Below are 20,293 nucleotides of genomic sequence, written 5' to 3'. Positions count from 1 at the left end.
ACAAAGCCTGAAGTGAGATTCTCAAAGCCAGAAAAATCGACAGAAAATATTAAAATAAATAGCTTGGATTTATCTCCGGATATGGTTTATCTTAGTCCCGCCAACGTCATTCTAAATCATAATGATGTTCGTATATCGTCAGCTAGATGAACCTTCCTCATTTGAGCAGAGCTACCTTCCCGCCTGTTTGAGGTGCGCTTGCCTCAAACAGTTCATTCTTTTGGCACACCGAACGCACCCTGCGGGTTCATTTTTTTGGTCGACATGAAAAGCTTTGGTTGGTGAATTATTATTGTAGGCTGTCAAAATTTTCTTGTGTTCTTTGAATATGATTCTTTAGCGTTGCATTTGGAAGTGATGCGTCAGGCTGGCGGGTAAGAGTGCGACTCTCTGAGCGCAAAGCATTTCCAAACAATTTAAAGCGCAAAAGAGATTATAAAGTATGTTGAAGGTTACACCGCTCTCGTCCATCGAATATTTGACAGACAGCACGCAGAAAGCAGGCCAGACATTAGCCTATTACACTGATTCGAACGAGGAGCCACCCGGCCAAATCTGGTGTCCGGGGAGCTGGATTTTAGAGGACGGCAGCACGGCGGAAGCTATCGCCGTGAAACGCATGGCCCAGGGACGACATCCGGTTACTGGCAGGAGGATTGTCACTGGCCGAGGCGATAAACACCGCGCCGGATGCGACCTGACGTTCAGCGCGCCAAAGCCCTGGACGGCTTTATGGACGGTCAGTGATGCACCGCAACGGGCGAGGCTAGACAAGATGCTGATGGCGTCCGTTCGGGAAGCATTGGGCGAGATACTCGGACGTGGCTTGCTTGAAGCCCGCACAGGGAAAGGCGGTAAAAAGCGCGAGTCTATGAGTGGCTTGGTGGCAGCCCTCTATCGCCACAGGACCAGCCGCGAAGGTGACCCTCAGGCACATATCCATGCGGCGCTGTTGAATATAGGACAACGTGCAGACGGCTCAATCAGGGCTATCAACAATGAAAAGCTTTGCGAAGTGCACAAAGCCATGGGGGCTTTGTTCCGTTTGAAGCTTGCGGAGCGGTTAGAGCTATGTGGCGTGGCAGTAGAGTCTGACCGGGACCACAATTTTATACTCAAGGGACAGCCGGCGGAATTGGCGGATAGATGGTCAAAGCGGCGTAAGCAGATTTTAAAGGCCGCAAAAAAGACCGGCTTGCCTCACACAGCAGGTCATTTGAAGGCAATAGATGCACTCGCGCTGAAGACGCGTGGCAGTAAGGATGATTTGCCTAGCTTTCGATTGCTGGATGAGCTTTGGCAGAAAGAAGCGTTAGAGATTGGCGTTCAGCAGAACGATTTGTGGTGCCAACTTGATAGGACGCCTGTCAGTCGAACGGCACAAGAAAGTAAGGCGAACGGTGTTGACGTTGTTCAACAAGCAATTGCCAATCTTCTCCTGAACCAGTCCATTTTTAAGGAAACCGAGATTGAAGCCGAGGCTCTCTCCCTTGCCGTAGGAAAATGCACGGCCACAGAGGTGAGCATCGAGCTTCAACGTGTTATGCAGAGTGAAGAAATCATTTACCTCAAGTACGATGGTCTCATGACGACGCAGGCCGTTATTGACCAAGAGCAGGAGGTCATAGCCGTCGCCAAGCGCAGACAAAACGATTTGAGTGTCGGCTTCAGCCAGCCGGCGCTAGCGGCAGCTTTGTCGAATGATAAGTTCAGCGATGAACAGCGCACTGCCATCCTCCACGCATTGGCGGCGAACGGTGTCGCTGTTGTGGAAGGCGGTCCTGGGGTCGGCAAGACAACGTCGGCGAGTGGGCTACAGACCGCATGCGCCTGTGACAAGCGGTGTTTGATATTGGTGGCACCAAGTTGGACTGCCGCTGAAACTCTGAAGCGTGAATTGAACCATGACGGCCTATGTCTAGCGCTTGATAAGCTTCTATCTGATTTGCGCAAAGGTAAACTCGCGTTGCAAGCCAGCGACGTCATCTTAATGGATGAAGCCGGCATGAGCAGTACAGCTCAGATGCTTGAGTTGCTGCAGAGAGTAAATGCTGCTGGTGCAAAACTGGTGCTGCAAGGTGATTCCAATCAGATAGCTTCTGTGTCGCGCGGAGATCCGTTGGCGCTATTGAGTGATGCCATAGGCAGCCAGCAAATCCGCTATATCCGAAGGCAGCGGCATGATTGGCAGCGCAAGGCCAGCATGAAGGCACAGGACGGCGAAATCGCCGACGCGTTGCATGAGTATGCGACACGTGGGGACATCAGGGTTGGTGACGACAGAGACGCTGTCTTGGGCCAAATGGTGGAAGCTTATAAGCGCGCACATGGGGACGCGGTTGGGCTAGCGGCAACAAACGACCAGGTAACGGCACTGAACGCAGTCTTTCGGCAAGTGGCGCGTGGTATTGGCCTTGTGCATGGCCCGGATTTGACCATCAAAGCATTTCCGCGAGGTCGGAAAAAAGGTTCAAAGCCGGTGGAGTTGAAATTGGCCGTTGGTGATAAGCTGATTTTGGGGGCGGAGGCACATGTTGGCGGAATCGTGCTGCGCAACGCCAGCCGCATTGTTGTTGAAAATATTGACCATGAGAGCCGATATTTGACGCTTTACCTTGAAGATGGACGCGAAGTCAGTTGTAGCGCAGACGCGTTGATGAATAGTGGTGTTAAAGGCAAGCCAATTGTCATGCAGCACGCCTATGCGGTAACGGCTCATGCCGCGCAGGGCGCGACCTGGGAACGTACGTTATGGTTTGCTTCGAAAGAAGACCGGCGTTCTGCCTTGGTGGCAATGACACGTCACCGGGAAAGCCTGGAAGTCTTTATCGACAAAAGTAGCGTCCCACGTTTTGAGGATAGCGTGCTGAATGTGAGCAAACATGCAATGGAAGACCCGGTGCAAGCTGAAGATATGCGCAGCGATACGGCTATTGCGACCATTGTCGGCAAGTCGATGGAGCGCGTCACCCGGCCGCGTAATGCGCTGGATGTTCTGACACCAGCAGTAGCGATTGCTAGACCGAAGCTTAATCGTGAGTTCGCGCGCAAGCTGGTGCCTGAAACAAGTAAGCTCCCAAATACAGGTGAAAGTCAGGTCAGAGTGCCGCCTTATGCAGAGTTTGCACGTAAAGAAAACTATCCCGGCGAGGTAGGGTCTCAGGGCCGAGGCGGGTTAAAGACTTCAGCCGAACTGAACGCTTATGCGCCTGCGCCGGTCATTGATAGCTCCACTGCCACTCCAGCCAGCGATGAACTGCCAGGGCCGAGCATGTAGGGGGGATATGTTGGCTGATATGTAGATGAGGGAAGGCCGTCGTCACAGCCTTCCCCCGGATGCCGAGTGCTTGGTTGTTAATGTATTGTCTGACGGGGCATTGTTGCTAAGGGCAATTTGATAACGGAACTGCACCTGACCTCGCCAACAAATCGCTGGATGTCGGCGCTGCTCATGACGCGGGCCTTGAGCAGGCATTGTGCCAATCTGAGGATCGTTTGCTGTTGGGCTTCGATAAGCGCCTTGGCAGCGGCGTATGCATCGCGGATGCGCGTGGCGATTAGACGTTCTACATCGGGGCGCGTTGTCAGAAGCGAAGTCAGGCGGCCAGGCTGCGACAGATCGAGCCATGCCAGACGGTCCTCGCCGAGCCCGAGTGAAAATTCTGCCTCTGCTGCCAGACGCGTCGCCCGGCTGAGGTCGCTCCCCTCCGGCCCACCGGCACCGGAGCTGACCTGGCCAAGCAAAACCTCCTCCGCAGCCCGCCCCGCCAGCATGGCAATGAGATAGGCATGCAGGGAGTCCGCCGTCACATGGGAGCTGCGCAGCTTGAACGTCGCGCTGCCGGCAATATCCCCGCGCCGTAAAATCGACAGCATGCCGACCTCAAGGGCTGGTGAATTATAAGCGGCAATGGCGTGCCCGCACTCATGCACAGCAATGCGCCATAAATCATCCGGGCTCGCTGAACTTTCTTCGCCTGTGATGACTTGAATAACGTCGGCCTGCGTCAACGGGCGCTTTGCGAGCCGGGCACGACGGCGGGCGTCAGCGCAATGTTTCTTGACGTCAGCCCCCGTTAGCCCCGCGCTAAAGTCACCCAGCTGGGCAAAATCTAGGGTGCCGTCATGGGGGCTGGTAGCCAGTTGGTCATGATAAATGGCGGCAAGTGCAGAGGCCGTTGGCAACGCCACAGCGATGTGCCGGTCCAGCCGTCCTGAGCGCAGGATGGCCGGGTCGATGGCCTCCGGGTGATTGGAGGCGGCCAGGAGTACAACGCCTTCATTATCCGCGCGGCCATCCATCTCTTCGAGAAGCGCATTGATAATAACCCGCCACCATTCTTCGCGCTGCGCGCTTCCAGCCTTGCGTGTGCCGATGCTATCTAGCTCGTCGATGAACAGGACGGACGGCCTGCGCGCGCGGGCCTCTGCAAATGCGGCCCGCAGGGTACGAATGACATCACCCAAATGCCCGCTGCCGGCGCTTTGCCAATCGGAATAGCTGGTCCCGATGAAATTCAGCTGGCAGTCCTCGGCAATGGCCTGGGCCAAACTGGTTTTGCCGGTGCCGCTCGGGCCGTTGAACAAAGCGCTGCTTGGCACGTCATCCCATGTCAGTTTTGCGGCGCGATACAAACCCAGATCGGCTTTGAGTTCATTGGCCCAGCTTTTGGCGTCATCGACACCATGCAGGGCAGAGAGAGGGGTGATGGGTTTGCTTTGACGCGCCAATGGCTGCGGCTGGCCAGTTGCTAAGAGGCGGTGCAGGCGCTGGAGATAGCCTTGGGCGCTGGTGCCGTTGCGGTAGGCCAGCGAAAGCATGGTGGGTGTAAGGCCAGCGCAGTCTAGTCCCCGATAATCCAGCCTCCCGTGAGGCGGCGCAATTTTACGCAGCATCGCCCTCAGAAAGCGCCGGGAGGGTGCGGGAACCTCGATAACACGGTCAGCCATGGCCTGCAGGGGAGTTGGCAATTCCGACAAGTCGCTGGTCACAAAGCACGCGGACGTTCCCTCGCCCAGAAACTTGGCGATGCGGGCCTCAATGGAAACCCGGCTCGTGGTATTATTGGCGTCGTCGGCGCGAGGGATTTTAACAGTCGTGATGGGCGTACGCGCTCCCAGGAGCTGGATGTTGGGCCTCTGGATAGGCGGTGCGTCGACTTGGTCAGGTCGGCAATACGGGCCGTAAACATAGACCGTGCGCAGCATCTCAGCCACAACCGAGACCCAGCTCTGGTCATGGACCAGCACGACGTAGAATCCGAGCGGCAAGCGAAAGTTGAACGGCTTCAGGGCAGATTGCGTCATCTGCCAGCCCAGAAGCGCCTCACATTCGGGCGGCAAAGCGGGCTTCGCAAACTCTGGCGCATCCTCGAAAAGCTCGTCCTCAAGCGGCAAGACAGCATCCATCCCGGCCGCGCGCGAAGCGCGCGGCATCTGCATATGTTTTGACATGAAATTTCCCCTGATTAGTGCACGAGCAGCAATGATTGAGCGGACAGACGGGTGCGACCGGGAACCGGTTGTATGGAGGCCGCTGCAGGCGCGGGGGGCGTGGGGGCGGGTGTCATTGACGCCAGCCAGGCCAGATTATCGGCCAAGCGGCGCTTCTGGATGGTCTGGATGGCGCGGTGGAACGTAGCGGTCTCTGAATCTTTATGCAGCACCGCCCCGGTGGGCACGGAGATACGGGAGATAGGTGCCGCCACGAAAAACAGCTTTTTCAGCGATAGGCATACAAAGGCGGCGATGTCGAAATCGCCTTTGCCATAGGCGAACATGCCCTTCCTCGACCGGTAAAAGCCCCGTTTCATCGTAAATGACCACAAATCATTGCGCGGATAGCTCATTGTCTTGACCTGGATGCGCAGCAAATCGAGGTCGGGTACGTCGACGATGAGGTCGTAGGGAAGCCCCTCCATGGCCGGGTGTGTCGCCACACCCCAGCCCAGCAAGCATGATAGCACGAGATTGACGCCCGCTTGGCCTGTCATAATTGCGCGTGCTGGGTCACCGTTGGGGCGGTCGGCAAAAGGATATCGCTGGGTTGGGTTGGCCTCGGGCCGGACAGGCGTCCGGGGACAAGAGGAAGCGGGCGTCGACTGGTCGGCGCCGCAGCGTTGCGGCATAATTGGCTTAACCTGATGCATAGTGTCTTTCCTTTATGCGTTGGGCCAGGCTGGGACAGTGTGTTAGCGCACACTCCCCAGCCGTTGGTTTTCAGTGGAGGTGGGGCAAAAGCGCATCCCCAAAAACACAATACACAGCTCCTCGACCAATTACAATCAAAATGATAATTTATTTTATCAAAAAGTATAATTTTCTTTATGCGTAGATTTTTTTGTCGCTAGTCAGTAGATACGTGCCGAATGGTGATTCTATGATTACAAGTGGTCAAATCAGAGCGGCGCGGGGATATCTTGGAATTACTGCCGAGGAACTTGCTAACCTAGCAGGCGTATCTCGAATGACTATTGTTAAAGCGGAATCCATGGGGCCCACCGAAACCCCGCCGTTGAATGTTAGTAATCTGAAGGCCATAGAGGCCGCGCTTAAGAATGCTGGCATCAACTTTGGCTTAGCAGGAGAAGTCGGCTTCAAGCCTCAACAACCGTTCTAGCTCCGATAAATCCAACCAAAATAACATTTCAAAGTAAGCCTCCGCCGAGCGCCGAGGCAGGCATGATTGTCTGTGCTAAAGTGGTGGCATGGAGATTGACACCGACAAGATCGACGATGCCGTTCTGGCGCTGCTGTGGCTGACGCTGCACAACGAGCGATGCGCGTGGAAGAGCTTCGATTGGAATGTGACGGATCGTCTTTATGAGAAGGGGCTGATCGCCGACCCGGTGAACAAGGCCAAGTCGCTGGTCCTGACGGACGAAGGTCTGAAGCGGTCGGAGGAGATGTTTCGGGCACTGTTCACGCGGCCGGAATAGGTGGCTACCCGGTCTTCCGTCGAGACTTCGCCTTGGATCTTGGTGCCCAGCGTCGGCCGAGCTCTCTGAGCCTCGCTTCGATCGAGGCGATGTCGATGGCGGTCGGATCGAAGCCCTCCTCGCCCCGCCATTCCACCGTTTCCTGGTAACGTTCGTGGACGGGTCCGCGATTGCCTTGAGGAATTCTTCACATCCCCACGGTCCGCCGACATCCTCCGGCGGACAGCGGACAGCGGACAGCGGACAGCGACCGGCGGCGACACATGCCGCTCCCCGTCACGATCTCCATGCGCTGCATCGACACGTGGCTATCCTCGTGGTTTGCATCGCGGCTTAACGCACGCGAGAACAGCCCATCACATCGCGTTCAGCAAGGCGGTGCTCGGCGGATGGAGACATTTCAAATGTATCGAATTCAAAGCTGGCTTCTTGAAATGATGGCGTTCGACTGAATTCGTTGTGCCTCTTTTAAGTTAAATTAAGCATGCTATATTGGTTCCGGCTCTGTACGCGCAGAGCTGGGGCGTCGAAACCTCTAGCTTAACGGTTTGGTATCAGCCGATATGGTACCGAATTCCTTTGACCAGTTGGTCGGGGAGCCATGGACGTATGTCCAGGTTCCTCGAACTAAAGGTCCATGGGACCGGTTAAGCTCGGTTTTCGAACTCCCCGATCAGGGTTGAAGAGCATGTCGCGGGGGCGTACCGCCGACGAGCCGCTCGGAGGTCAAAATGTCGCCAACCCCATTATAGCATCGCTTCATCAGGACAACCGCGGGTAATTTTTGCCCCTTAAACCTCGGTTCCAACGGCCGGGATGAGCTGAAGCACGCCCCCACTCTTACATCGTAGAGCAAGGCCCCGCACAATCTTTTGTGCGGCTGGTGGTGTGCGGACTTTTTTCGGTCCACGCATAAAGGCACGAATACCAATTGAAAACCTCAAAAAGCACAAAGCAAAACATCCAGTTTCCTTGGCAAAAACGCGATGCAAACTGCTTTGTTCGTATCGGCGAAGCGGAAGTCTGTCGTTCCAAACGCGGTAAGCCATGGGTCGTCTTAGTTCCGCTTGTCTATGAGAATTCTTCTGGAAATGCTTGGGGGTTGCTTCAGGAAGGCGGAAAGCCGCAAGAGTTCAAGAACACTCATGATGCAATTGTAGCGGCGGAAACGTATTTGCATACATTCCGGCAATTCCATCAATTAAACGAAGAAGATTTCGTCGACTTGAGTGGCGGAAACCTCAGGCCAGCAGGCAGCCATGGTTAAAGTCCCGAAAGCGAAACCATCCCACCATAAAGCAAAATACCTAACACTTCTGTTCGTGCCTTTAGTCAGCACATGGCTGATTTATGCGGAGGTCGGCCATATTCATGGTTGGCTGGGCAGATGTATCACCTTGATCCTGATTTTATTCGCCGTCCTATCAGCGTTCCTGATGTTTTCGATGTGGCTTTTACGCCTTGAAAGCCCCTTGATGGATTTCATCTTTGAAATTGAACGGATCAACAAACATTTTGATAGAAAATAGGCGGAGACTTTCCGGATTGCCGGAAAGGCCGAAACCACCGGACAAGATCGTCATGCCGTCGAACAGCACGCCGTCCAGCGCGGCCTCGAGCGAGGAGTAGAGCTTGTTCATTGTCCGGCGTCCACGGTGAGCAAGATCTTACCCACGTGCTCGCCTTGCTCGATCGCGGCGTGGGCGGCTGCTGCGTCCAGGAGCGGGAAGGTCGCGGCGATCACCGGGCGCACCTGCGTCCCCAGCAGCGGCCAGACCTCGCGGCGCACCTGCTCGGCGACCACCCGCTTGCGCGTGAGCGGCAGCGGGCGCAGCAGCGAGCCGGTGATGGAGAGGCACTTGGCCATGAGCGTGCGCAGCGGCACTTCCAGCAGCTTGCCGCCGCCTGCCGAGAGATGGCCGATGCGCCCATCAGGCGCGAGCATCTCAAGGTCTTTGGCAAGATGCGCCCCGGCCGAGACGTCGAGGATGACGTCCACGCCATGCCCGCCAGTGGCACCCTTCACCCGTGCCGCGAGGTCCGAGGCGTGATAATCGAAGGCGGCACGGGCACCGAAGCCGATGGCCGCTTCGCATTTGCGCGCGTTCCCGCAGGTCGCGAAAACCTCGTAGCCGCAGGCGGTGAGCGCGGGAATGGCCAGGGAGGCGACCCCGCTGGTGCCACCATGGATGAGCACACGTTCGCCCGGGCGCAGGCGCAGCACGTCGAAGAAATTGAACCAGGCCGTGAACAGCGCTTCAGGAAGCGCCGCCGCCTCGGTGAGGGTCAGCCCTTCGGGCACCGGCAGGGCCAATTCCGCCGGGCCGAGGGCGTATTGCGCATAGCCGCCGCCTTGGACGAGAGCGGCCACGCGCTCTCCCAGCCGTGTTTGCGGCACACCCTCGCCCAGCGCCACAATGATGCCCGAGACCTCCAGGCCGGGGACGGGGTTGGGGTCGTAGCTGGGGCCCATACGGCGCTGGTTACAGTCGTGCCGGTTCACGCCGGCTGCCGCGACCCTTACGAGAACCTCGCCGGGGCCGGGGACCGGCACGGGCAAACGGGTGGCGTGGAGCACGTCCGGCCCGCCAGCGGCAGTGATGATAATGCCGTCTTGGACCAGCGGCAGAGTTTTTATTGTTGTCACGGATACACTCTCCTGATTTTTTTATAGTTCCCGCCTTCGGTTCAGCCGGCGGCGAGAATCTCCTGCGCCCAGGGGCAGTCTGGCAGGACTACCGGTGCACGTATGCCGCGCGCCGCGGCGGACAGACGCATCTCACGCAGGCGGGCGCGCGGCGCCTCTTCCAAGTAGAGGCGCTCATGCCCCCACAGGCTGGGGCCATCGAAAGTTTCATGCGACTGCCAGGTGGCCGGGTCCACGATACGCCCGCCCCAGCCCGTCTCCACGAAAAAGCCCGAGGGCGTGTGGGTGTAGAAGGAGGTCATGTAGTCGTTGGTGTGCCGCCCCAGCGTGTAGGCGAGGCGGTTTTCCTCAAGCTGCGCGAGGTCGTAGCCCTGGCCGACATCGTCGAGCTGGCAGTACTCCACCATGAAATGGTGCATGCCCCGCCGGCCCGAACCGACCATGGCGAAGCTGTGGTGGCGGCCGTTGATGTGGAAGAAGTAGAGCGGATAGGGCGTCAGGCCGTAGTCGCTGACGCGAAACCCCAGCAGGTCGCGGTAGAAGGGCAGCAGCGCTTCGGTGTTCTCGGTGTGGAGCACGGCATGCCCCATACCGAGCGGCCCGGTGCGGAAGCCCGAAATGGGCCGGCCCGGACGGAGCGGCTCGTCCGCCACGGCAGCGCCGTGGAAGGCTTCCAGCCGGTTCCCCGCCGGGTCGTCGAACAGGATGAGATCGGCGACAAGACGCTCATCGGCCAGGGCGTGCGGAGCGCGGCGCACCGCCACGCCGCTTGCGTCAAGCCGTGCCGCCAGCCGTTCCAGTGCTGCCGCGTCCGTCACCTCCCAGCCCAAAAAGGCGAGCCCTTCGCTTGCCTCCCCGGTCACCACTAGGCGCTGCTTGCGGTCATCCATGCGGAAGGCGCGCATCGTGCCGCCGCGATCCGCCATTTGCATCCCCAGCAGCCGCGTGGCGTAGGAGCTCCAGTCATCGAGCCGCGCCGAGCCTATGCCCAGATAGCCGAGCGCCGTAAATTCGGAGTGCTGTTCCATCGTCCTACTCCGCCACGACTGTGTTGCGCAGCACGCCGATACCGCTGACCTCCACCTCGACCACATCGCCCACACGCATGTAAAGCGGCGGCGTGCGCTTCATCCCCACGCCACCGGGCGTGCCTGAGACGATGACATCGCCGGGCAGCAGCGGCAGGACGGTGGAGATGTAAGCGATGAGCTGCGGCACCGGAGTGATCATCAGGCGCGTCTCGCTGTGCTGCACCACCTCGCCGTTCAGCCGGGTTTCCAGCGTCAGCGCCGCGGGGTCGGGAATCTCGTCGGCGGTGACGAGCCAGGGGCCGAAGGCGCCGGTGCCCGCGAATGTCTTGCCAGCGAGATACTGGCTGGTGTGGAGTTGCCAGTCGCGCACGCTGCCGTCATTGTAGCAGGAATAGCCCGCCACGTACTCAAGTGCCTGCTCGGCCGGGATGTGGCGGCCTTCTTTGCCGATGACGACGGCCAGTTCGCCCTCATAGTCCAGCATGTCGGAGACGGTGGGCTTGATCAGTGGCTGCAGGTGGCCAATCTGGCTGCCAGCAAAGCGGGCGAACAGCGCCGGGTTGGGGGTAACGGTGCGGCCGGTCTCGGCGACATGGTCGCGGTAGTTAAGCCCAACGCAGATGATTTTATCGGGGTCGGGGATCACCGGCGCCAGCTCCAGCCCCTCGAGCGTAAAATCGGCAGGAGAGTCGTGCACGGCACGCTCTGCCTCGGCCAGCGCGCCCGCGGCGAGCAGAGCGCGCAAAGTCGGCCAGCGATCGCCAAAACGACGCACGAGATCGACAACGCCGTCGTCCTTCACGGCACCATAGCTGAGGCAGTCGGCCTTGATGAATGAGATGAGTTGCACGTGAATATTCCTTTGGTTTTCGGGGGTGTCAGATAAGCGCCGCTAGGGCCGCCAGCTCCTGGTTTGAATGTGCGGCACCCAGCACGTAGCGGTCGGGACGCACCAGCACCGCAGGAGCCCCCGCATCGCGCAGCCAAGCGCCGATTTCTCCGTCACCGGTGACAATGGTGGCGTCGCGGGCCTCCAGGCGGACCCAGGTTTCGCGGGGGAGCTGTGCAGCGAAGCTCGGCTCCATCACGGCGGCGTAGCGGTACCCTACAGCGTCGTCGAGGCGCTGGCCCCCATACAGGAGCGGCTGCGGCGCGATCTCGCCGGAGTGGCCGTTCCAGCCATTGGCGATGCCGGGCCCGAGGCGCGGCTTGATCGAGCGCATCTGCGCGACCTCGGCGCCGTCCAGGACGCTGCGCGGCACGGCATCCGCCATGGCTTTGGTATTGATCAGACCGCCCAGCCGGACCGCCAACTCGATATACTCACGGACATGCGGGGCACGCTCGCTCTGGTAGGTGTCGAGCAGGCTGTCATCGTTGAGGCCGCGCAGGACCCGGCCCAGCTTCCAGGCAAGATTGCCGACATCGCGCATTCCCGCGCACATGCCCTGGCCCAGGAATGGCGGCGTCAGATGCGCCGCATCGCCAGCAATCAGCAGCCGTCCGCTGCGCCACTTTGTCGCGACGGCGGAGCGGAACGTGTAGAGCGCGGAACGCTCGATGTCGATCTCCTCGGGCGACACCCAACGCGAGAGCAGCTCCCGCACGAAGCCGGGCTGGACGATGCGCGCCTCGTCGTCGCCCGGTAGCACGGTGATCTCCCAGCGCCGGCGCTCGCCGATGCCGCGGACATAGGTCGCCGGACGCTGCTTGCTGCAATGCTGCACGCTGTGGTCGCCGAGATCCGGGCGCGGGCGCTTGAGCAGCACGTCAACCACGAGCCAGCGCTCGTTGAAGCCGAGATCATCCATGTTCTCGCCGATCAGCCGCCGCACCAGCGAGCCCGCGCCGTCGCAGCCGACCACGTAGCGCGCCCGGCAACGATGCAGCCGCCCGGTCGTAAGGTCCTCGCAGCGGACCACGGCGGCGTCAGGCTCCTGGTCGATGGCGAACACGGAGCTGCGCAGGCGGAGCGAGACACCTGGGAAGCGGGACAGCCCGTCGCGCAGCACCTGCTCCAGTTCCGGCTGATGGAAGCGGTAACTCTCGCTCCAACCCTGACGGCCGCATTCCACCGGGCGCGACCAGTCGAGCAGCAGGCGGCCCGTGTCATCGACAAAGCGCATCCCCGGCACCACCCGCACCAGTGGCGCCATCTCCTCGGCGAGTCCGGCTGTCTGCAAAAGGCGCATCACCTCGTCGTCAAACTGTATGGCGCGAGGCAGGTTGTAGATCGCGGCTTCGCGATCGAGGACCAGCGTGGTTATGCCTTGCATACCCAGCAGGTTGGCCAGCATGGCGCCCACCGGCCCACAGCCCACGATCACAATGTCGGCTTCCTGCGGATAATCCTGGCCCGTCATAGTGCCCGTCATTGAACTTTCTCTCCAGCAAAACGTATCGTTGTTGCCGGGGACCTTGCCGCTGCGCCGTAGGCACGGCAAAGTCGATTTTCAAAATGTCCACTGCGCGGACGCACGAGATGAAATCAAAGCCCATCCGCTCCTTTAACCGTGGCCTGGCCGTGCTGGCCGCCCTCAACCGCCTTGGCAGCGCCACTGCCCTCACCCTGGCGCGGGAAACCGGTGTGCCACGCGCCACCGTGTACCGGCTGCTACAAACCCTGCTGGACGAGGGCTATGTGGGCCGCCGCACCGCCGACGAGCATTTCCACCTGCGCCTGCGGGTGCGCGGACTCGCCGAGGGGTTTGAGGATGAGCAGTGGATTACAGCCATCGCCGGACCGGCGCTGACAGACCTGACCCGGCGCATTTCCTGGCCCTGCGATGTCTCCACGCTGGAGGGAATGAAGATGGTGATTCATGACACCACCCACCGGGTCGCTCCGTTATCCATCGACCGCAACATGGTCGGGTGTGAGTTGCCGCTCCTCGCCTGCGCCTCTGGCCTCGCCTACATCTCTTTCGCACCAGCCCAGGAGCGCGAGGCGCTGCTCGCCATGCTCGCGAAATCGTCGGACCCCCACGACGTTTTGGCCCGCAATGAGGTCCAGGTGAACCGTCTCATCGCGGCGACGCGCCGGCGTGGCTACGGCCTGCGCCAAGGCGGCGAGATCTGGCCGCATACCGGCTCGCTCTCCCTGCCCATTCTTATCGCCGGACGGCTCCTGGGCTGCATCAGCGTAATCTGGATGGCGCGCGCCGTCAGCGCCGAGGAAGGCGTTGCCCGCTGCCTGGAGCCGATGCGGGAGACGAAGACGCTCATCGAACAGAAACTGGCCGAAGCAAGCGATTGATAAGGCTCGGGTGATGTCCACCTTGTGGACGGTTCCAAGTTTTGGTTGGCGCGCCAGACCGGTAGTGTGTTCGGCTCCGGTTTGAAGATGAAATGTTGGCAATACAGGCATCCGCTTCAACGTCCAGAAACAAAACGTCATGGCCGGTAAAAACACGCCGCCAGAGGCGAAAAGAAAACTTGGGGAACCATAATGTCCGCTAAAACGCAGCCATGGGACACGGCATACGAAGTAAAGGCTGTGATCTTGCTATCACTTGCCTTTGGTCTTGTCGGTCTCGACCGTTTCATGATCTTTCCGATGTTTCCTGCAATCATGAAGGATCTCCACTTCACCTACCAAAATCTCGGTGAAATTGCGGGCGTTTTGTCGATAGCCTGGGGTATCGCCGCCCTGTTCGCCGGTCGGCTTTCCGATCTGTTCGGGCGCCGGCGGGTGGTGCTCATCACGGTCACGGTCTTCTCGGTGCTGGTTGGCATCAGTGGCCTAGCCACCAGCCTCATCACGATGCTGCTGCTGCGGGCGGTGATGGGCTTTGCCGACGGCGCCTATACGGCGCCGAGCATCGCCGCGACCATGGAGGCGTCCAAGCCCAGCCGCCAGGGCCAGAATATCGGCATCGAGCAGATGATGCTGCCGCTTTTCGGCCAGGCGCTGGCGCCGCTGCTGGTGACGAACCTGCTGCACGTGATGGATTGGCGCTGGATTTTTGTCCTGGTCACGCCGTTCGGCTTCACTGTCGCGTATATGCTGTTCCGAGTGCTGAAGTCGCCTGCGGAACTCGCTCATGTGGAACACACCGTGGTGCATGACCCTAGTGCCCACAAATGGACCGACGTGTTCCAGTACAGGAACATCATCCTCAACATCATGGCCATGATCGTCCTGCTGACCTGCCAGATCACCCTGGGTGCGATGTTGCCCAGCTATCTTGTGGACTATCTGCACCTGAGCGTGCCGTCGATGGGCTTTGTGCTCTCGTCGATCGGTTTTGGCGGCGCCGCCGGAGCGCTGGTGCTGGCTCCGCTCTCCGACCGCCTGGGCCGCAAACCGGTGATGCTGATCTCTAGCCTGTGCGCGGCGCTATCGCTTTATCTCTTCATCCAGACCGGCGCGTCGCCAGACCTGCTGTTCGGGCTGATGTTCGTTATGCAGTTCTTCACTTACTCGCTGGTAGCGCTTACCGTCGGGCCTATCAGCGCGGAGTCTGTGCCGCCCGCACTGATGGCGACGGCGCCAGGCGTCGTGGTCTGCATCGGCGAGATCTTCGGCGGCGGCGGCGTGCCCATCATCGGCGGCTTTGTGGCTCAGCACTATGGCATCCAGTACATCCCGTATCTCGCGCTTGCGGGTGTCCTGGCAGCCTTCTCCAACAGCCTCTTCCTGCGCGAGACCGCCCCGGCCCGGCTTAAGGACACAACGCGCGAAGCCGGTGTTTCGGTGCCGCAACCGCAGGCACCAGAGATTTAAAGATCAAGGCTGGGCGGTCCCGTCGCCCCGCCTGCCGGACGGTCTACGCGAACCCCCTACATCTTCGCGCCGGTGCTTAGGCACCGCGCCCCTTCGGCGCCGTCAGTCGGCGCGAAGGCAGGGACACGCTAGCCCCGGCTTTCCCAGCGCAGCACAAAAAGTTTCGAAATAAACATTAGACGCCCGAGGAAATCATGCACGCGAGCACCAACACATCCCACCCCCTGCGCCTTGGCCTTCTGCTCGGCGCCGCGATGCTGGCCGCAACTGGCACCGCCGCGGCACGCGAGCCGGGCGCTCCATATGCCTACGCCCCCGGCTCCTCGCTGGGTATACCGGCGGGTGCTAATCCGCCCCCCGGCTTCTGGCTGGAGGACACTTCGGGGATCACGGAAGTACAGAATACCGACCCATTCATGAGCGCTGTCAATGGCGCGAAGGTCACGGCCGTCGTGACGGCGCCCCGTTTTATCTGGAGTCTGCCGGGGAATTTCCATGGCGTGACGGAAATGGGCTTCGTTGTCTTCCCGATGGTGAATACCTCCGTGTCCAACCTGCCGCCGCCCAACCCTAAGGGAACCTTCACTAAAGCCGCTTTCGCCAATCCCGGCATCACGCCGATCAACCTGTCCTGGTCTCCGGCTCCGAATTTATTCATCACCACGGCGTTCGGCTTTTTTCCGCCGGTGGGACAGTACAGCAAGACGTCTTTGGTCAATGTCGGGAACAATTTCTGGACCATCCAGCCCGAGACGTCGATCAGCTATTTGGGCAATGGCTATAACCTGACGGCGCACGCGCTCTACGACTTCAACACCAAGAACAACGCTACGGACTACACGTCTGGCGACCAGCTCTTCCTTGACCTCACTGCGGCCAAGCATTTTGGCAAATGGGAAGCTGGAGCCGTTGGGTTCTACGACACGCAGTTCACGTCGGACAGCAACACCGGCAACTTCTATGGCCCCGGCCATCCTACTTTCGGTGCGCCACACGAGATCGCAATGGGTGCGTTGCTGGCGTATGATTTCGGGCCTCTTACGGCGACAGGGTATTTTACCCGTACGCTCACGGCGTCGGATTCCGGCGCGGACGGAACGAGCGTTTCACTGCGCCTGTTCTTCCCCCTCTAGTCAACCGGGGCGCCTCTCCGCCATCCAGGGCGGGAGATTGCTAGAAAGGCGCCAGCTGCGTCACCAGCGGTTGGCGCCCGAGATAGGCCAAGGGCGCCACCAGCAGGTAGCACAGAATGTCCGGCTCCGAGATCACATCATTTATGGCTAAATGTCCGTCATGGGGGCAGAGCCGTTGCAGGCCGACGCCAGCGAATGACCGGTATTGGGATTCTCGTCGCGGCGTCCCTATGGCCGGATAGGGTCGTCACCTGCCGGTACGGCCTGTGCCTGAAGTTGGCGGCTAATCTCATTTTCTTCACCAAAGCGGCGGACGACGCCCATCCTGGCCGTCTAAAATAAAAATATAAGAGCCTGACTCTGAATGCCAGCCTTTCTAACTTTGGTGTGTGATTTTTCTTGTGAGCCTACGGATGTGTGCGAGTAGGAGCCATGCGGTAGCACTGGCGATTGTTGCGTCGAAATCTTTGGCGAGGCGGCGGCATCTGCCGAGCCAAGCAAAGGTCCTCTCGACAACCCATCGGCGTGGCAGGAGTTCAAATCCTTCTGCGGTGTCGGAGCGCTTTACGATTTGGATGGTCCATTTCCCGATCTTTTCGAGACGTCCTTGCAGCTTAGGCCCGGCATAGCCGCCATCGGCGAAGACATGCCGCAGCGAGGGATATTTCTTGCGGATGGATTTGAGCACGCCGGGCGCGCCATCGCGGTCTTGAACATCGGCGGGATGGATAACAAGCCCGACCAGGTTCCCGAGCGTGTCAGTGACGATATGCCGCTTACGCCCCTTGATCTTCTTACCCGCATCGAACCCGCGCGGCCCGCCCGCCTCGGTCGTTTTCACCGACTGGCTATCGATCACGCCCGCGGTTGGCGATGCCGAGCGTCCAGCCAGTTCCCGTGCCATCATGACCAGGGCATGATTGATGCGCGACAGCGTGCCGTCACGGCTGAAACGGTAAAAATATGCCTGCACCGTTGTGAAGGGCGCAAACTCCCTGGGCAGTTGCCGCCATTGGCAGCCAGTCGACAACATATAGAGAATCGCTTCAACAATCACGCGCAGAGCGACAGAGCGCGGCCGTCCCCGTGGCGCCGGCGCAGGCATGAAAGGGGCAATCAACGCCCATTCGGCATCAGTAAGGTCGCTTGAATAGCGCAGCTCATCCCGGCAGTATCGCGCACGGGCGGTTTCAGTCCAAGTCATCGTGATTCCGTCAGTTGTGGCAAACCAACAGAATCACAGCCAACTGAAATCGCTCAACTATCTTTTTCGTTCAGGCTCTAAGACGGACGGTATGCGCCCATTATCGCCGCTCCAGGGGACCGGGCACTTTTCCGAAAGCAGCCGCTAAAGTGGTGTTCCTGATATACTCAGTCATTGAGGCAGGGGGGGATCAGTTCAGTCTTGATCCAAGTGTCCAAGGTGTCGATTCGAACAAACTGTGTTGGGACAGGGTAAGGCGGATGAACCATCCAATAGTACACGTCACGACTCACGTAGAGCTCGAAATTTCTGAACGAGACGGTCTCCGATTGCGGCCACGTCAGCAGTTTGAGCAACTTTGAACGGTTCTGTTCAAGAAACTGCCTGCGGCGTAGGATACGGCTGAACTGACCAGCCCTATCGTTCTCAGCCTTGCCAAATATCCTATCACGGAGCCGGCGGCCATCTTTCACCGTAAACGGTGGTTGGTTGTATTTGCACTCAACTGTCACGAGCAGGTTGGTATCTGGCCAGTACGCGAAGACGTCAAAATCACCCACGTCTTCAAATCCCTCGCTTCGGAACCGTTTGAAGAAGTCGATGCCTCGCAGGACAAATTTAGTATGCCGACGAAATATCTCCTCAGTGCGAACCTCCAACCTCTTTTCGATACTCTCCTTAACCTCACGAATGACCGGCTCAACATTAGGCCATCCAAAGTCCGCCGGGAGATAGCCGTCTTGTACAGCTGACATCCAGTTGTACATTGCTCGACTGGCCATCTCGGCTCCCCACCGTAAATCCGTTCCATCGAGCACCAGCGGCCTGATGGCATATCGATGGATTCGCTTGTTGTGCTCCCAGTAAGGAACATCAGCCTCGTCCACATCCCGTCCCGACAGTCTACGAACGCCTGCTTCCGTAATTGTAAGAAATGCCGTGATTTTTGTAGCCTCGGCGAGGTCAAGTCCTTCAATGCTATCAGCTAGTCCCTGTGCGATACGACCTGGAGGTGCAGCATAAGACAGCGCAAGTTCATCGCCAAAACCGTGGCGCTGAGCTTGTGACAAAACTACAAGAGCGGTAAGCATGTTCTGTAGGTCAAAACCCAAATCAATCATGAAAGCGCTCTTGAGTCTCTCTGAGGACAGCAAGTCTTTCGATTCACCCTTTACAGCATCCTCATCGTTTGCACCGAGCCCCAGCCTCGACTTTGCATATTCCCGTAAAAATGCCTCCTCCCGATTGTCGTAACCTTCCGAATAGAAAATCTCTGGAATATACGATTCGTCTATCTTAACGCCTCCCACATCGACGCCGTTATGAAGAGTGTCGCTGGCTCCGGTCAGTACCATGTACCAATCAACCAAACCCACCAGCTCACGCACGATGCCCTCCGTGACTTCGCCATTACTAGTCGCTGATGAGCTGATAGTTTTCTCCAGAAGGTATCTATAGTGGCGAGCCATAGTACCAAACTCTTTGCGCGCACTTTCAACAGCATTTAAGCGGTCGTATTCCACTGCGTGTGCAAGGCTCTGATGGACTCGCTGGATTTTCATTCTCTCGGCAACCAGCAGTGCATCATGTTGCTCTATGAATGTCTGCAGAAGCTGGTGCCTGTTCAGAGATGCAAGTCTCTTCTCTATATGAAGGCGTAGGCTGGCGCTGGCTGGATCGATTCTGGCCTTAGCATCTGATAGATCATATTCCCCTGGAGTTAAGCCAAGCGCCATGATTTCCGCGGCCAGTTGTTTGCGTGCAAGCTTATAATCGGTAGGAGAGGGAATAATCGGATCCACATATAAAGGAACATCTACGTTCTGGGGGGTAATTCTTAAGTGATAACGAGCAGGTTCTACTGCGAAGTGGGACAGCCGCTGTCCAAAATCTTCAGGCAACTCTAAGCCACACACGGCTTGACATTTTTTAATTGTTTCTATTAAACATCTAACTTCGAAAGCTCCATCTTTGGCTGCGTTAAGCCCGGCGAATACAGCGCGTACATCCACATGCAAGCAAAACTGTCCCGGGCGTTTTGTATCCACTTCCACTGAAGTTACTACATGGATAAAGTCGTCTACGGACTGAGGCGAGTCCATCGACTCAGCAAGACTAGAAGAATCTGCAATGCAAGAAAACAGAATATGCGGTTGCCAAAATAATGGGACATCCGGCATTAATTTGCCACAGCGATAGCTACAGTCTGCAATAATCTGAGCGAAAAGATCGATCAGTCGAGCGTCATCACCATGCAGGTTTTTGGATATTTCTAGGGTCAAAACCCAATAACTCTATTGCTATTTCCTTGGTCTGATGATTCGCTGTCCCCGATTCGGGAGGGCACATGCGACGGAATTTATTTTGGTTGTCTGACGAGCAATGGGCGAAGATTGAGCCACTTTTGCCAACTGATGTGCGCGGCAAAGCGCGTGTTGATGACCGGAAAGTACTGAGCGGCATCCTGCATGTGCTGAAAAGCGGTTGCCGCTGGTGCGATTGCCCGCCAGAATATGGCCCTCCGACGACGATTTATAACCGGTTTGTGCGCTGGGCCGAGCGCGGCGTTTGGGAGAGATTGTTTCAAAACCTTGCCAAGCGTGGCCGCTCGACT

18 protein-coding genes and 1 pseudogene are annotated in these 20,293 nt (G+C 58.5%); 9 read left to right on the top strand and 10 right to left on the bottom strand.

Features of this window, described 5'->3' with window-relative positions:
- The first annotated feature begins 442 nt into the window (after nucleotides 1-442).
- A complete protein-coding gene (gene mobF / locus BUB54_RS09255; protein WP_073211495.1) occupies nucleotides 443-3,277 on the top strand; it encodes a MobF family relaxase in 2,835 nt (944 codons plus the stop codon).
- A 77-nt stretch (nucleotides 3,278-3,354) separates the two neighbouring features.
- Here the strand turns inward: mobF and BUB54_RS09250 are convergent, their stop codons facing one another.
- Both BUB54_RS09250 and BUB54_RS09245 read right to left on the bottom strand, forming a co-directional pair.
- Complete coding sequence (locus tag BUB54_RS09250; RefSeq protein ID WP_048879843.1) at nucleotides 3,355-5,454, bottom strand: AAA family ATPase; 2,100 nt, start codon at nucleotides 5,452-5,454, stop codon at nucleotides 3,355-3,357.
- A 14-nt stretch (nucleotides 5,455-5,468) separates the two neighbouring features.
- Nucleotides 5,469-5,993, bottom strand: coding sequence for a group I intron-associated PD-(D/E)XK endonuclease (locus BUB54_RS09245; RefSeq protein ID WP_139284855.1), 525 nt, complete (start codon nucleotides 5,991-5,993; stop codon nucleotides 5,469-5,471).
- 368 nt (nucleotides 5,994-6,361) lie between these two features.
- On the opposite strand from BUB54_RS09245, the gene BUB54_RS09240 reads away from it, so the two are divergent.
- Nucleotides 6,362-6,619, top strand: a complete 258-nt coding sequence (locus BUB54_RS09240) for a helix-turn-helix domain-containing protein (RefSeq protein ID WP_244890762.1) — start codon at nucleotides 6,362-6,364, stop codon at nucleotides 6,617-6,619.
- Nucleotides 6,620-6,707: 88 nt separating this feature from the next.
- Nucleotides 6,708-6,938 (top strand): DUF6429 family protein, encoded by a 231-nt coding sequence (locus BUB54_RS09235; protein WP_048879841.1) that lies wholly within the window; start codon nucleotides 6,708-6,710, stop codon nucleotides 6,936-6,938.
- Nucleotides 6,939-7,103: 165 nt separating this feature from the next.
- On the opposite strand, the pseudogene BUB54_RS22050 reads toward BUB54_RS09235, so the two are convergent.
- Nucleotides 7,104-7,178 (bottom strand): annotated as a pseudogene (locus BUB54_RS22050) (hypothetical protein); the annotation flags it as partial.
- Nucleotides 7,179-7,869: 691 nt separating this feature from the next.
- Here BUB54_RS22050 and BUB54_RS09225 point away from each other — a divergent pair.
- Entirely contained in the window at nucleotides 7,870-8,205 is a 336-nt protein-coding gene (locus BUB54_RS09225) for a hypothetical protein (RefSeq protein WP_048879840.1), read from the top strand.
- A gap of 187 nt (nucleotides 8,206-8,392) precedes the next feature.
- Here BUB54_RS09225 and BUB54_RS22045 read toward each other — a convergent pair whose 3' ends face one another.
- From BUB54_RS22045 to mhpA, 5 genes are read right to left on the bottom strand one after another with little or no spacing between them, the layout of a single operon-like run.
- Nucleotides 8,393-8,578, bottom strand: coding sequence for a hypothetical protein (locus BUB54_RS22045; RefSeq protein ID WP_048879839.1), 186 nt, complete (start codon nucleotides 8,576-8,578; stop codon nucleotides 8,393-8,395).
- On the bottom strand, nucleotides 8,575-9,585 hold the full coding sequence (locus tag BUB54_RS09215) for an NAD(P)H-quinone oxidoreductase (RefSeq protein ID WP_241869436.1): 1,011 nt from the start codon (nucleotides 9,583-9,585) through the stop codon (nucleotides 8,575-8,577). The genes BUB54_RS22045 and BUB54_RS09215 overlap by 4 nt, the downstream gene beginning before the upstream one ends.
- Nucleotides 9,586-9,626: 41 nt before the next feature.
- Entirely contained in the window at nucleotides 9,627-10,613 is a 987-nt protein-coding gene (locus BUB54_RS09210; RefSeq protein ID WP_048879838.1) for a VOC family protein, read from the bottom strand.
- 4 nt (nucleotides 10,614-10,617) lie between these two features.
- On the bottom strand, nucleotides 10,618-11,466 hold the full coding sequence (locus BUB54_RS09205) for a fumarylacetoacetate hydrolase family protein (RefSeq protein ID WP_048879837.1): 849 nt from the start codon (nucleotides 11,464-11,466) through the stop codon (nucleotides 10,618-10,620).
- Nucleotides 11,467-11,494: 28 nt separating this feature from the next.
- The gene (mhpA, locus tag BUB54_RS09200; RefSeq protein ID WP_139284854.1) at nucleotides 11,495-12,979 is read right to left on the bottom strand and encodes a bifunctional 3-(3-hydroxy-phenyl)propionate/3-hydroxycinnamic acid hydroxylase MhpA; all 1,485 of its coding nucleotides are present in this window, start codon (nucleotides 12,977-12,979) and stop codon (nucleotides 11,495-11,497) included.
- Nucleotides 12,980-13,098: 119 nt separating this feature from the next.
- On the opposite strand from mhpA, the gene BUB54_RS09195 reads away from it, so the two are divergent.
- The 4 genes from BUB54_RS09195 (at nucleotide 13,099) to BUB54_RS20745 (ending at nucleotide 16,817) form a co-directional block, all read left to right on the top strand.
- Entirely contained in the window at nucleotides 13,099-13,872 is a 774-nt protein-coding gene (locus BUB54_RS09195) for a helix-turn-helix domain-containing protein (RefSeq protein ID WP_158320135.1), read from the top strand.
- Nucleotides 13,873-14,064: 192 nt separating this feature from the next.
- The gene (locus tag BUB54_RS09190; protein ID WP_048879834.1) at nucleotides 14,065-15,342 is read left to right on the top strand and encodes an MFS transporter; all 1,278 of its coding nucleotides are present in this window, start codon (nucleotides 14,065-14,067) and stop codon (nucleotides 15,340-15,342) included.
- 194 nt (nucleotides 15,343-15,536) lie between these two features.
- A complete protein-coding gene (locus tag BUB54_RS09185) occupies nucleotides 15,537-16,475 on the top strand; it encodes a SphA family protein (protein WP_048879833.1) in 939 nt (312 codons plus the stop codon).
- A gap of 195 nt (nucleotides 16,476-16,670) precedes the next feature.
- The gene (locus BUB54_RS20745; RefSeq protein ID WP_175556492.1) at nucleotides 16,671-16,817 is read left to right on the top strand and encodes a hypothetical protein; all 147 of its coding nucleotides are present in this window, start codon (nucleotides 16,671-16,673) and stop codon (nucleotides 16,815-16,817) included.
- Nucleotides 16,818-16,851: 34 nt separating this feature from the next.
- Here BUB54_RS20745 and BUB54_RS09180 read toward each other — a convergent pair whose 3' ends face one another.
- Entirely contained in the window at nucleotides 16,852-17,679 is an 828-nt protein-coding gene (locus BUB54_RS09180) for an IS5 family transposase (RefSeq protein ID WP_048880383.1), read from the bottom strand.
- 167 nt (nucleotides 17,680-17,846) lie between these two features.
- Nucleotides 17,847-19,961 carry a hypothetical protein gene (locus BUB54_RS09175; protein WP_199444758.1) on the bottom strand — a complete coding sequence of 705 codons (2,115 nt, stop codon included), beginning with the start codon at nucleotides 19,959-19,961 and terminating at the stop codon, nucleotides 17,847-17,849.
- Between the two features lie 65 nt (nucleotides 19,962-20,026).
- On the opposite strand from BUB54_RS09175, the gene BUB54_RS09170 reads away from it, so the two are divergent.
- Nucleotides 20,027-20,293: transposase (locus BUB54_RS09170; protein WP_139284853.1), on the top strand; the 267-nt coding region annotated here is incomplete at its 3' end.

Origin of the sequence: Acidocella aminolytica 101 = DSM 11237 (assembly GCF_900129125.1) — a bacterium.
GTDB lineage: Bacteria > Pseudomonadota > Alphaproteobacteria > Acetobacterales > Acetobacteraceae > Acidocella > Acidocella aminolytica.
The sequence above is the reverse complement of the archived record's forward strand: the minus strand, read 5'-3'. Positions and strand labels throughout refer to the sequence as shown.

Excerpts from the sequence above, each read along its gene's own strand:
- BUB54_RS09250 (WP_048879843.1), bottom strand. The coding sequence starts at position 5,454 with ATGTCAAAACATATGCAGATGCCGCGCGCTTCGCGCGCGGCCGGGATG.
- BUB54_RS09185 (WP_048879833.1), top strand. The coding sequence starts at position 15,537 with ATGCACGCGAGCACCAACACATCCCACCCCCTGCGCCTTGGCCTTCTG.
- BUB54_RS20745 (WP_175556492.1), top strand. The coding sequence starts at position 16,671 with ATGACCGGTATTGGGATTCTCGTCGCGGCGTCCCTATGGCCGGATAGG.
- BUB54_RS22045 (WP_048879839.1), bottom strand. The coding sequence starts at position 8,578 with ATGAACAAGCTCTACTCCTCGCTCGAGGCCGCGCTGGACGGCGTGCTG.
- mobF (WP_073211495.1), top strand. The coding sequence starts at position 443 with ATGTTGAAGGTTACACCGCTCTCGTCCATCGAATATTTGACAGACAGC.
- BUB54_RS09245 (WP_139284855.1), bottom strand. The coding sequence starts at position 5,993 with ATGACAGGCCAAGCGGGCGTCAATCTCGTGCTATCATGCTTGCTGGGC.
- BUB54_RS09190 (WP_048879834.1), top strand. The coding sequence starts at position 14,065 with ATGTCCGCTAAAACGCAGCCATGGGACACGGCATACGAAGTAAAGGCT.
- BUB54_RS09180 (WP_048880383.1), bottom strand. The coding sequence starts at position 17,679 with ATGACTTGGACTGAAACCGCCCGTGCGCGATACTGCCGGGATGAGCTG.
- mhpA (WP_139284854.1), bottom strand. The coding sequence starts at position 12,979 with ATGACGGGCCAGGATTATCCGCAGGAAGCCGACATTGTGATCGTGGGC.
- BUB54_RS09210 (WP_048879838.1), bottom strand. The coding sequence starts at position 10,613 with ATGGAACAGCACTCCGAATTTACGGCGCTCGGCTATCTGGGCATAGGC.
- BUB54_RS09235 (WP_048879841.1), top strand. The coding sequence starts at position 6,708 with ATGGAGATTGACACCGACAAGATCGACGATGCCGTTCTGGCGCTGCTG.
- BUB54_RS09195 (WP_158320135.1), top strand. The coding sequence starts at position 13,099 with ATGAAATCAAAGCCCATCCGCTCCTTTAACCGTGGCCTGGCCGTGCTG.